General features: G+C 68.4%; 12 protein-coding genes. 6 read left to right on the top strand and 6 right to left on the bottom strand.

Annotation, left to right across the window (positions count from 1 at the left end):
• Positions 1-180: 180 nt before the first annotated feature.
• The 5 genes from ACWDU1_RS21535 to ACWDU1_RS21555 all read left to right on the top strand — a co-directional run bounded on the left by ACWDU1_RS21535 (position 181) and on the right by ACWDU1_RS21555 (position 5,442).
• Positions 181-1,071 (top strand): metal ABC transporter solute-binding protein, Zn/Mn family, encoded by an 891-nt coding sequence (locus ACWDU1_RS21535; RefSeq protein ID WP_450000932.1) that lies wholly within the window; start codon positions 181-183, stop codon positions 1,069-1,071.
• Between the two features lie 27 nt (positions 1,072-1,098).
• Positions 1,099-2,088 (top strand): metal ABC transporter ATP-binding protein, encoded by a 990-nt coding sequence (locus ACWDU1_RS21540; RefSeq protein ID WP_450000934.1) that lies wholly within the window; start codon positions 1,099-1,101, stop codon positions 2,086-2,088.
• On the top strand, positions 2,085-2,951 hold the full coding sequence (locus ACWDU1_RS21545) for a metal ABC transporter permease (protein ID WP_450000936.1): 867 nt from the start codon (positions 2,085-2,087) through the stop codon (positions 2,949-2,951). The genes ACWDU1_RS21540 and ACWDU1_RS21545 overlap by 4 nt, the downstream gene beginning before the upstream one ends.
• Positions 2,952-3,043: 92 nt before the next feature.
• Positions 3,044-4,213 (top strand): acyl-CoA dehydrogenase family protein, encoded by a 1,170-nt coding sequence (locus ACWDU1_RS21550; RefSeq protein ID WP_450000937.1) that lies wholly within the window; start codon positions 3,044-3,046, stop codon positions 4,211-4,213.
• A 419-nt stretch (positions 4,214-4,632) separates the two neighbouring features.
• On the top strand, positions 4,633-5,442 hold the full coding sequence (locus ACWDU1_RS21555; RefSeq protein WP_450000938.1) for an enoyl-CoA hydratase/isomerase family protein: 810 nt from the start codon (positions 4,633-4,635) through the stop codon (positions 5,440-5,442).
• 9 nt (positions 5,443-5,451) lie between these two features.
• Here the strand turns inward: ACWDU1_RS21555 and ACWDU1_RS21560 are convergent, their stop codons facing one another.
• The 6 genes from ACWDU1_RS21560 to carD all read right to left on the bottom strand — a co-directional run bounded on the left by ACWDU1_RS21560 (position 5,452) and on the right by carD (position 10,051).
• A complete protein-coding gene (locus ACWDU1_RS21560) occupies positions 5,452-5,727 on the bottom strand; it encodes a DUF4190 domain-containing protein (protein ID WP_450000940.1) in 276 nt (91 codons plus the stop codon).
• Positions 5,728-5,785: 58 nt separating this feature from the next.
• Positions 5,786-6,757, bottom strand: a complete 972-nt coding sequence (rlmB, locus tag ACWDU1_RS21565) for a 23S rRNA (guanosine(2251)-2'-O)-methyltransferase RlmB (RefSeq protein WP_450000942.1) — start codon at positions 6,755-6,757, stop codon at positions 5,786-5,788.
• A complete protein-coding gene (cysS, locus tag ACWDU1_RS21570) occupies positions 6,757-8,163 on the bottom strand; it encodes a cysteine--tRNA ligase (RefSeq protein ID WP_450000944.1) in 1,407 nt (468 codons plus the stop codon). Before cysS ends, rlmB begins: the two co-directional genes overlap by 1 nt.
• Positions 8,164-8,340: 177 nt before the next feature.
• The gene (ispF, locus tag ACWDU1_RS21575; RefSeq protein ID WP_450000949.1) at positions 8,341-8,847 is read right to left on the bottom strand and encodes a 2-C-methyl-D-erythritol 2,4-cyclodiphosphate synthase; all 507 of its coding nucleotides are present in this window, start codon (positions 8,845-8,847) and stop codon (positions 8,341-8,343) included.
• The gene (gene ispD, locus ACWDU1_RS21580; RefSeq protein ID WP_450000945.1) at positions 8,844-9,560 is read right to left on the bottom strand and encodes a 2-C-methyl-D-erythritol 4-phosphate cytidylyltransferase; all 717 of its coding nucleotides are present in this window, start codon (positions 9,558-9,560) and stop codon (positions 8,844-8,846) included. Before ispD ends, ispF begins: the two co-directional genes overlap by 4 nt.
• Positions 9,561-9,562: 2 nt before the next feature.
• Positions 9,563-10,051, bottom strand: a complete 489-nt coding sequence (gene carD, locus ACWDU1_RS21585) for an RNA polymerase-binding transcription factor CarD (RefSeq protein WP_011206964.1) — start codon at positions 10,049-10,051, stop codon at positions 9,563-9,565.
• Between the two features lie 465 nt (positions 10,052-10,516).
• Between carD and ACWDU1_RS21590 the strand changes: the two genes are divergently transcribed.
• Positions 10,517-11,176 carry a hypothetical protein gene (locus ACWDU1_RS21590; RefSeq protein WP_450000947.1) on the top strand — a complete coding sequence of 220 codons (660 nt, stop codon included), beginning with the start codon at positions 10,517-10,519 and terminating at the stop codon, positions 11,174-11,176.
• Positions 11,177-11,375: the final 199 nt, after the last annotated feature.

Consider the following 11,375-nt stretch of genomic DNA (forward strand, 5'->3'; position numbering starts at 1 on the left):
TACACGACTTATAACCCTCTCTTGCCCTACCCGCCGCTCTTCGGATCTGGCGCAGCCGCCAGTCTCGGGCGCTGAAACACGGGACCTCGGGGCCCGCAACCCGCGCCGACGAAGTCGGCGCCAATCAACACTGCTAAAGTAAAACGGAAACGATTTCCATTAACTCTGGTAGGTAGTCCCGTGCCCATTAAGTTCGTTCGTAGTGCGCTGTTCGTCTCGGTGGGGGTGGCGGCTGCCGCGGTGCTCACCGCGTGTGGGGGTGCGGGGGATGATTCCGGGAAGCCGGCGGTGGTGGCCTCGACCAATGTGTGGGCCGATATCGCGGGGGCGGTGGCGGGGCCCGATGCCGATGTCTCCGCGATCATCTCCGATCCGGCGGCCGACCCGCATTCGCATGAGACTTCGGCGGCGGAATCTGCCCAGCTCAGCGACGCGGATCTGGTGGTCTTCAACGGCGGGCACTACGACGAGTTCATCAGCAAGGCCATCGACGGGCGGGGTAAGCGGACGGTGGAGGCCGTCGAGTCGCGGGACGCGGAGATCCGGGACGATTCCAACGAGCATGTCTGGTACGACATGGAGACCGTGGCGGCGGTGGCGGGGCAGATCGGGTCGGCGCTCGCGGAGATCGATCCGGAGCACGCGCAGGCCTACACGGATCGCGCCGCCCAGTTCACCGGCCGTCTCACTCAGGTGAGCGCGCAGACGGACCGGATCGCGGCCGAACGGCCCGGCGCCACGGTATTGCAGACGGAACCGCTGGCGTACTTCCTGCTGCAGGACGCGGGTACCGTCGATCGGACGCCGCGCGACTACCAGGAAGCGATCGAGCAGGAAACCGATCCGGCGCCCGCGGCGGTCGCCGCGACTCGCGATCTGATCACCGGGAAGCAGGTCCGGGTGCTGGTGTACAACGTCCAGACCGAGGACAAGGTGAGTCAGGACCTGCGCGCGGCGGCGGAGACCGCCGGGATTCCGGTGGTCGAGGTGACGGAGACACTGCCGGCGGGGCTCGATTTCGTGACGTGGCAGACCCAGAACGCCCAGGCCCTGGCCGAGGCCCTCGGCTGATCGGACCGCGACGAACGGATGGATGCAATGAGCGATACCTCGCCTGCGGACCGTGCCGCGCCCGTGGCCGACGGGGCGGTCCGCCCGAACGGATCGGCGGGCCGCAACGGTGCCACCGTGAACTCCGCGCTCGTCCCGGCCGTGACGCCCGCCGTCCGGCTCGACGCGGCCACGCTGGCCTTCGGTGAGCGGACGCTGTGGCGGGAGCTGGACCTGAGCGTCGCCCGGGGTGAGTTCATCGCGGTGCTCGGGCCGAACGGGTCGGGGAAGACATCGCTGCTGCGGGTGCTGCTGGGCCAGCTCGCGCTGTCCTCGGGCAGTGCCCGCGTGGCCGGGGCCGCTCCGCGTGCCGGCCACCCCGATATCGGCTACATCCCGCAGCAGCGCACGATCGACGCCGGTGTGCAGTTGCGCGGTACCGACCTGGTAGGTCTCGGTGTCGACGGGCACCGCTGGGGGCTCGGTCTGCGCGGGCGGGCCGAACGCCGCCGCAAGGTGTCCGCGGCCATCGCCGATGTCGGCGCCCAAGCCTTCGCGAAGGCGCCGCTGGAGAGCATGTCCGGCGGTGAGCAGCAACGGTTGCGGGTGGCGCAGGCGCTGATCGGCGACCCGTCGGTCCTGCTGTGCGACGAGCCGCTGCTCAGCCTCGATCTCGCCAGCCAGCAGCTGGTATCGGGGCTCATCGACGCGCGCCGCCGCGAGCACGGGACCGCGGTCCTGTTCGTGACCCACGAGATCAACCCGATCCTGCCGCTGGTGGACCGGGTGCTCTACCTCGTGGACGGGAAGTTCCGGATCGGCACGCCCGATCAGGTCATGACCTCGGCGGTGTTGTCGGAGCTCTATCAGACCGACGTCGATGTGCTGCGGGTCCGGGGCCGGCTGGTGGTGGTCGGCACGGGCGACACCATGGACGCCCTCGGCACCGCGGGCGCCCACTGCCACGGCGATCCCGGCACCCCGCACCGGCCGGCCGAGGCCGAACCGGTGCGCCGGACCGAACAGGCGCGCGGATGAACCAGCTCTCCGACGTACTGGGCGAGATCTTCGACCTCGGGACCACCGTCCATCTCCTCGGCTACGACTTCGTCCAGCAGGCGGTTGTCGCCGCGGCGCTGCTGGGCCTGCTGGCCGGGGTGATCGGCCCGCTGATCATCAGCCGCCAGATGTCGTTCGCGGTACACGGCACCAGCGAGCTTTCGCTGACGGGCGCGGCCGCGGCGCTTCTGGTCGGCGCGGGCGTCGGGCTCGGCGCGATCGCCGGCTCGGTGGTCGCGGCGGTGCTCTTCGGCATCCTGGGCACACGCGCCCGGGAACGCGATTCGGTGATCGCGGTGGTGCTCTCCTTCGGCCTCGGTCTCTCGGTGCTGTTCCTGTGGCTCGGCCCCGAACGAGCCGGCTCCAAATTCTCCCTGCTCACCGGCCAGGTCGTGAGCGTCGGATTCGGCGGCCTGACCCTGCTGGCCACCTGCACCGCGGCGGTGCTGGCGGTGCTGGCCGTCGTCTACCGTCCGCTGCTGTTCGCCAGCACCGACCCCGAGGTGGCGGTCGCGCGCGGTGTCCCGGTGCGCGCGCTGTCCATCCTGTTCGCGGTGATGCTGGGCATCACCGCGGCGTTCGGTGTGCAGATCGTGGGCGCACTGCTGGTGCTGGCCCTGCTCATCACTCCGGCCGCCGCGGCGGCCCAGCTCACCGCCGATCCGATGCGGGCCACTCTGCTCGCGGTGATCTTCGCGGAGATCTCGGCCGTCGGCGGAATCCTGCTGTCACTGGCCCCGGGCGCCCCGGTCTCCACCTTCGTGACCACGATCTCGTTCGTGATCTACCTGGTCTGCCGGGTGATCGGCGCCCGGCAACGTCAGGTCGCACGGGTCCGGTAGCGCCACATACGCCTTGAGGGCAGCTGCCTTCAGTCCGGGAGCGCGGGTTTCGTATGCTCGATCCAACGCTCCCGGAACGAAGGTGACCACAGATGATCGACTTCACGATTCCCGCCGACCTCGCCACCGAACGTGACCGGGTCCGCCGCTTCGTCGCCGAGAAGATCGTCCCCTACGAGCGCGACCCCCGGCTCACCGCGCACGGCCCCACCGACGAACTCCGCCAGGAACTCGTCGAACTCGCCCGCGCCGAGAAACTGCTGACCATCCAGGCCCCCACCGCCCTCGGCGGCCGCGGGCTCACCCATATCGAACAGGCCGTCCTCTACGAGGCCGCGGGCTGGTCCACGCTGGGCCCGGTCGCCATGAACTGCGCCGCACCCGACGAGGGCAATATGTTCCTGCTCTCCAAGATCGCCGACGCGGACCAGACCGAGCGCTACCTCCAGCCCGTCATCGACGGCCACCAGCGCTCGGTATTCGCGATGACCGAACCCGACGGCGCCGGCTCCGACCCCGGCCAGCTCGCCACCACCGCCACCTTCGACGGCGAGAACTTCACCATCGAAGGCCGCAAATGGCTCATCACCGGAGCCAACGGCGCCAAGACCTGGATCATCATGGCCAAGCTCGAAGACAACCCGCACCTGCCGTCGGGCCCCACCCTGTTCCTCACCGACGGTGATCAGCCCGGCATCGTCATCGAACGCACCATGAACACCATGGACCGCAACTATGTCGCCGGACACTGCGTCGTCCGCTTCGACAAGCTGACACTGCCGCAGTCCGCACTGCTCGGCGAGGCCGGCCAGGCCCTGCGCTATGCGCAGCTCCGGCTCGCCCCCGCCCGCCTCACCCACTGCATGCGCTGGCTCGGCGCCGCCGAACGCGCCCAGAGCATCGCCATCGACCACGCCAAAACCCGCACCGCCTTCGGCAAAACCCTCGGCGAACACCAGGGCGTGTCCTTCATGATCGCCGACAACGAGATCGCCCTGCACCAGTGCCGCCTCACCATCTGGCACGCCTGTTGGCTCATGGACCAGGGCGAAAAGGCCCGCCACGAGAGCTCGATGGCGAAATCGTTCGTCTCCGAGGAACTGTTCAAGGTCGCCGACCGCTGCGTCCAGGTCCTCGGCGGCATCGGCGTCAGCGACGAAACGGTCGTCGAGATGATCTTCCGCGATATGCGCCCCTTCCGCCTCTACGACGGCCCCACCGAAGTCCACAAATACGCCATCTCCCGCAAACTGCTGAGGTAATTGCGGCGCCTTCGGCGCCGCGGGTTGCGGGCCTCTTGGTCCCGTGTTTCCGGCCTCGAGACTCGCGGCTGCGCCGCCTTGCTTCGAGGCCGGAAACACGGGACGGCCCGCAACCTTTGTGGGCCTCGCTGGACTCGGCGCTCGGAGTGTGGGTCGTTTCGCGGGCCGACCCCATGCGGATGTGGGGTGGTTGTCCGGGTCATGTGTCGATCTCACCGGGCTCGGGAGAGAGCTTCCGTCCTGTCTTCCGCACACCTCTGGCCAGCTGGGTTCGGATCCAGATCGTCTCCCGCAGTCGCTCGGAGCCGAGTTCTACGCGGCCCTGAAAAGGGTTCGGCGCCCGAAGCCTCGAGCGGCGGAGCGGCTCCGAAATCACCTCCCGAACCCCGCGCGAATATGCCGCGCCATAAACTCACCCCATGAGTTCGGAATTGCTCGTCGATGTCTCAGCGGGCATCGCCGTCCTCACGCTGAACCGGCCGGCGAAGCAGAACGCTTTCAACCCGGCCATGACGGAGGCGCTGGGGGCGGCGTTGAAGCGGTGTGACGCCGAGGACGCCATCCGGGTCGTGGTGATCACGGGGACGCCGCCGGCCTTCTGCGCCGGTGCCGACCTCTCCGATCGGGTGGGCGAGGTGAGCGCGAGTATCGATCCGCCGCCGTTCCTGGTGCGTAAGCCGGTGATCGCGGCGGTCAACGGGCATGCGGTGGGGGCCGGGCTGGCGCTGGCGCTGCAATGCGACCTGCGGTATGTGGCCGATGACGCGGTGTACGCGCTCAGTCAGGTGCGGCGCGGGGTGCTCGCGGACGGGTATGTGCACTGGACGCTGCCGCGGCTGGCGGGGCTGGCCAATGCCGCCGATATCCTGCTCACCGGCCGCACCTTCGACGGGGACGAGGCCAAGGCGATGGGGCTGGCCAACGCCTGCCTGCCCGCGGCCGAGGTACTACCCACCGCGATGGCGGTCGCGCACGATATCGCCAACGGTTCCGCACCGCTGAGCGCCGCGCTGTCGAAGCGGCTGCTCTGGGAGGGGGTCGGGCTGGAGCCGAACGTCGTGGGTCAGCTGGAGGGCGATCTGAACGAACATATCGCCGATGGACACGACGCCGGCGAGGCGATGGCGGCTTTCCGGGAACGCCGCCAGCCCACCTGGTCGGGTTCGATCAGCGAGGAATGGCCGACCTGGGCCCGCACGAAGTGGGCGGGCCAGCAGAGCCTGGATTGAGCGGCAGGATCAGCCGCCGCTGAACCAGACGAGCAGGAACAGCACCGCCAGCACGATCATGAGAATCGTGCCGATGACGCCGAGGGTGAATCCGACCACGACCTGGGTGTGCCCCCCGTACGCCCCTCCGGACTCCTCGATCTGATCGAGGGCCCGCTTACCCAGCGCCCAGGCCACCGGGCCGGCCAGCCCACAACACAGCACGCTGAGCGCACCGAGGAAGAGCACCGCCGTCGCGTGCGGGTGCTCGACCGGCTTGTCGATGGGCGCGTTGGGTATCACCACACGTCGAATTCTACGGTGCCATGAGGTGATTGGCGTCGTGAAAGCTCGGGCGGGTCGTTCAGGCGCGGCGCTGTCTGGCGGTTTCGGCGAGGACCACGCCCGCCGCGACCGAGGCGTTGAGGGATTCCACCGGACCCGCCATCGGGATGCTGAGGATGGCGTCGCAGTTCTCGCGTACGAGCCTGGACAGGCCCTTACCCTCGGAGCCCACGACGATCACGGTGGCGGTGGTGCCGTCGAAATCGTCGAGCGAGGTGTCGCCTCCGGCGTCCAGGCCGATCACCTGCACGCCGCGGGCAGCCCAATCCTTCAGCGTGCGAGTGAGATTCGTCGCCCGCGCGACCGGTAGCCGGGCCGCGGCGCCGGCGCTGGTCCGCCAGGCGACCGCGGTGACGCTGGCGCTGCGTCGCTGCGGGATCACCACGCCGTGACCGCCGAACGCCGCCACCGAGCGCACGACCGCGCCCAGGTTGCGCGGGTCGGAGATATTGTCCAGCGCGACCAGCAGCGCCGGTTCCGGAGATTCCAGGGCCCGGGTGAGCAGATCGTCCGGATGCGCGTAGCGATAGGGCGGTACCTGCAACGCCATACCCTGATGCAGGCCGTTGGCGCTCATCCGGTCGAGGTCGGTACGCGGCACCTCGAGGATGGAGATGCCGGTATCGGCGGCGATCCGCACACTCTCGGTGAGGCGTTCGTCGTTCTCGGTGCCGACCGCCACGTACAGGGCTGTGGCGGGTACGCCCGCGCGCAGGCATTCGATCACCGGGTTGCGGCCCAGCACCAGCTCCGGGCCGTCGTCACCGTGCCGACCGGCCGGACGGCCACCACGCGGAGCAGGTTTGTTCTGCGCCGCTTTGGCTTTCGCCGCGGAGCGCTTGGCGGCCGGATGTTTGGTGCGCGCTTCGGCGGGCGGTGTCGGACCGCGGCCTTCCAATCCACGCCGCCGCTGCCCGCCGGATCCGACCACCTGCCCCTTCTTGGTGCCGCCCTTGCGGATCGCACCTCGACGTTGTGAGTTGCCGGCCATCAGCCCGCCTTTCCGGGGGTAGGTGCGCCCAGCGACCATTCCGCGCCGCCGGGGGTGTCGGTGACTTCGATACCGGCCGCCGCCAGCCGGTCGCGGACGGCATCGGCGCTGGCCCAGTCCTTCGCGGCCCGGGCCTGCTGGCGGCGTTCCAGCTCCGCGGCGACGAGCACCTCGAGGGCGGCATCGGCGGCGGAATGATCGGCGCCGGCGTGCCAGTGCGGGTCCAGCGGGTCCACACCCAGCACATCGAGCATCGCGCGGACCTGACCGGCATGTTCACGGGCGGTATCGATGACACCGGCGTCCAGCGCCCGGTTGCCCTCGTGCACACCGTGGTGGATTTCGGCCAGCGCCTTGGGGACTCCGAGATCGTCGTCGAGAGCGGCGGCGAATCCGTCGGTCCACTTCCCCATCGGAATATCGCCACCACGTTCGGCGACCCGGTTCACGAAGGCTTCGATCCGCTGATACGACTGGGCGGCATCGGCGAGCGCCTTGTCGGAATACTCCAGCATCGACCGGTAGTGCGCACTACCCAGATAGAAACGCAATTCCACGGCGCGCACGGATTTCAGCACGTTCGGAATGGACAGCACATTGCCGAGCGATTTCGACATCTTCTCGCCGCCCATGGTGACCCAGCCGTTGTGCAACCAGTACTGGGCGAATCCGTGTCCCGCGGCCTTGGACTGCGCGATTTCGTTCTCGTGATGAGGGAACACCAGATCCATTCCACCGCAGTGGATATCGAATTCGGATCCGAGATAGAACTCGGCCATGGCCGAGCATTCCAGATGCCAGCCCGGCCGGCCCGGACCCCAGGGCGACGGCCAGGTGGGCTCGCCCGGTTTCGCCGCCTTCCACAGCGTGAAATCGCGGGGATCGCGTTTGCCGATCCCCGCGCTCTCGCCCTGATGCACATCGTCGAGCCGGTGACCGGAGAGCTGCCCGTATTCCGGATAACTGCGGACATCGAAATAGACATTGCCCTCGGAGGCATACGCATGGCCCCGATCGATCAACCGCTGCATGAGGTCGGCCATCTGGGTGATATGGCCGGTTGCCCGCGGTTCCGCCGACGGCGGCAGGACGCCGAGCTGCCGGTATGCCCGGTCGAAGGCGCGCTCATGGGTCGCGGCCCACTCCCACCAGGGCCGTCCGGCCGCGGCCGCCTTGGCCAGGATCTTGTCCTCGATATCGGTGACATTGCGGATGAACGCGACGTCGAAACCGTTCGCGGTGAGCCAGCGGCGCAGAATATCGAATGCCACGCCACTGCGGACATGACCGATATGTGGCTGACCCTGCACAGTCGCGCCACACAGGTACACCGAGGCATGGCCGGGTACCAGCGGCGTGAAATCACGCAGGGTCCGTTTCTCGGTGTCGAACAGGCGCAGCGTCACGGCAGTCGATCCTAGTTTCGTGTATGGAGTGCACTCGGATGTTGTGCAGGGGGGATATGGGCAGGGTAGCGGGGCGGGCCGAGTTTGCGGCATTCGGCCGGGCCGGGGCTCGCCGATCACCTTCGAACCCGGTTCACCCGATTACGCGGCCTCGCGCCATCCGGTGGTTCGTACCGGTCAGATCTCGCTACCGGCTCCGGGCGTGCTCGGCCGCTCCGGACAGTGCAGCAGCGCGGTGGCCACGGCGGCGATACCCTCGCCGCGGCCGGTGAGGCCCAGGCCGTCGCTGGTGGTACCGGATACCGATACCGGCGCGTCCAGCAGATCGCCCAGCACCCGCTGGGCCTCGGCCCGGCGCGGACCGATACGCGGCCGGTTGCCGATGACCTGGACCGCGGCGTTGACCACCGTGTAGCCGGCCTCTTCGAGCAGCCGCCGGACCTCTTTCAGCATGGCGGCGCCGGAAACGCCCGCCCATTCCGGCCGGCCGGTGCCGAAGACCGAACCCACGTCGCCCATGGCGGCCGCGGACAACAGGGCATCACACAGCGCGTGCGCGGCGACATCGCCGTCGGAATGACCGGCGCAGCCGTCCTCACCGTCGAAAAGCAGGCCCGCCATCCAGCAGGGGCGGCCCGGTTCGATCGGGTGCACATCGGTGCCGATCCCGACACGTACGTTCAGCACGGGCTCACCACCGGGCTACCGTGCAGGACGGCGTCGGCGAGGCGCAGGTCCAGCGGAGTGGTGATCTTGAAAGCCAAGGGATCGCCGGCAATGGTGCGTACGGCGACCCCGAGTCGTTCGACGAGTCCGGCGTCGTCGGTCGCGGCTTCGGGATGGGTGTAGGCGCTGCGCAGCACATCGGCGGCGAAGCCCTGCGGGGTCTGTACGGCACGGAGACCGGATCGGTCGGGCGTCCCGGTGACGACTCCGGCCGAGTCCACGGATTTCACGGTGTCGACCACGGGCAGGGCGGGGACCACGGCCGGATGCCCGGCCCGCAGTTCGGTGACCACCCGAGCGATCAGGCCGGGCGGGGTGAGCGCCCGCGCGGCATCGTGGACCAGGAAGAACCCGGTGGCGGCATCGGCTGCCGCCAGTCCGGCACGCACCGAATCGGTGCGCTCCGCGCCGCCGACCACGATCCGCACGGGGGCCTGGGGCGGTAGCAGGGCCGCGGCGCGGTCGACGAGAGTGGCGGGCACCATCACAATGATCTCGTCGACTACCGCGGCGGCCAGCAGGCCTTTCACAGCCAGCCCGAGCATAGGTGTGCCGCCGACCGCGACGAACGCCTTGGGTTCATTCGCACCCAAACGTTCACCACGGCCGGCGGCAGGAACCAACGCGGTGACGGCACCGGCGGTACGGCCGGCACCATCCGATTCACGCACGGTCAGGACGCCGCGGCGAGGACCTCGTCGAGCAGCGTCTCGGCCTTGCCGTCATCGGTCCCCTCGGCGAGCGCGAGCTCACCGACGAGGATCTGCCGAGCCTTGGCCAGCATCCGCTTCTCGCCCGCGGACAGGCCACGATCCTGTTCCCGGCGCCACAGGTCGCGGACGACCTCGGCCACCTTGTTCACATCGCCGGAGGCGAGTTTCTCCAAGTTGGCCTTGTAACGACGGGACCAATTCGTGGGTTCCTCGGTGTGCGGTGCGCGCAGAACCTGAAAGACCCGATCGAGGCCTTCCTGTCCTACGACATCGCGTACGCCGACATATTCCGCGTTTTCCGCGGGAACCCGAACAGTGAGGTCACCCTGTGCGACCTTCAGGACCAGATACTCTTTCTGCTCACCCTTGATGGTGCGGGTCTCGATAGCTTCGATCAAAGCCGCCCCATGATGGGGATAAACGACGGTATCTCCGACCTTAAAAATCATGTGTCCCGTGCCCCTTTCGATGTTCACAGTTTAACACGCGACTCGATAACGGCGCGATCAACTGCGCAGGTCAGGGCCACAACGACCAGGTACTGGCACTTGACAGGACCAGATGGGTGTGCATTACGTTGTGCCCGAACGGGTGTCGGGACACCCCCCGCACGACACCCCCGCGACTCCGCCCCGGACGGGCCGGAAACCCGGCCGTGGAAGCCGAATCGTTACCGGTCAACGCCTCCCCCGCCCGGCCTGTCACAACCCCTCTCACCGGACCCCGGGAAGACCGGATCCGCCGGTACGCCCCCGTGAACCCCCGATATATGCCCACACCCACCGCGACGTGCGACAAATCACATAGGAAACTGCGCGCAATCCCCCCTGACACCGCCCGGTGCACCCCACTTCCCGAACCGACTACTACAGTGCCTAGTTGGAGTGCGCCCACTCGGACATGGAGGACAACCCGTGACTGCACTGAATGCCGCGACTGCCGCGAACCCGGTCTCCCCGACTCGGCGTCGGCGCCGCCTGGTGACGGTCGCCGCGCTCGCCGCCGGTGCGGCGCTCGCCCTGTCCGGTTGCAGTGCCGGCCAGGTCTCGCAGACCGCCGACCAGGTCGCCGCCATCAACGGCAACACCGCCGATATCGGCGCCATCGCCCTGCGCAACGTCCACATCGTCTACCCCGGGAACGGGTCCCCCGCCAACACCACGGGCGGCCAGGCGGCCCTGTCGCTGTCGATCGTGAACACCGGCGAAACCGTCACCGACGAACTGACCGGCGTCACCACCGATATCGGCACCGTGAAGATCACCCCCGCCCAGGGCGACAAACTCCAGATCTCGCCCTCGGAAACCGTCGTGGTCTCCACCCCCGCCGCCGGCGCCGAAACCCACACCACCGGCGAAACCATCCAAACCGAAGGCGGCAGCACCGAACACGCCCGCATCGAGGTCACCGGCCTGACCAAGAACATAATCCCCGGCCTCACCTACGACTTCACGTTCAACTTCAAAGAAAGCGGCACGGTCGAGGTCCAGGTCCCCGTCGACGCGGGCCTCGACACCGCCCGGCTGGAATCGGAACTCTCCAAGAGCACCACAGGCTCCGCGGGCGGGCACTGAAATCTTGGAGCGACCCCTCCGCGAGGGGGGGTTGGAGAACCCGTTCGCGAAGGGGTGAGTTGGGAGCAACCCCTCCGCGAAGAGGTGAGCTTGGAACAACCCGTTCGCGAAGGGTGGGGCTGTAATTTTGGAGCGGCTCCGCCGCGAGGGTGGGGCCCTATTAACCCCGGGTCTTCACTCCCGCCGGTCGGTCGCTGCG

Source organism: Nocardia sp. NPDC003345 (genome assembly GCF_053589395.1).

Coding starts and splice junctions, on each gene's coding strand:
- ACWDU1_RS21540 (WP_450000934.1), top strand. CDS start 1,099: ATGAGCGATACCTCGCCTGCGGACCGTGCCGCGCCCGTGGCCGACGGG.
- ACWDU1_RS21545 (WP_450000936.1), top strand. CDS start 2,085: ATGAACCAGCTCTCCGACGTACTGGGCGAGATCTTCGACCTCGGGACC.
- ACWDU1_RS21550 (WP_450000937.1), top strand. CDS start 3,044: ATGATCGACTTCACGATTCCCGCCGACCTCGCCACCGAACGTGACCGG.
- ACWDU1_RS21555 (WP_450000938.1), top strand. CDS start 4,633: ATGAGTTCGGAATTGCTCGTCGATGTCTCAGCGGGCATCGCCGTCCTC.
- rlmB (WP_450000942.1), bottom strand. CDS start 6,757: ATGGCCGGCAACTCACAACGTCGAGGTGCGATCCGCAAGGGCGGCACC.
- carD (WP_011206964.1), bottom strand. CDS start 10,051: ATGATTTTTAAGGTCGGAGATACCGTCGTTTATCCCCATCATGGGGCG.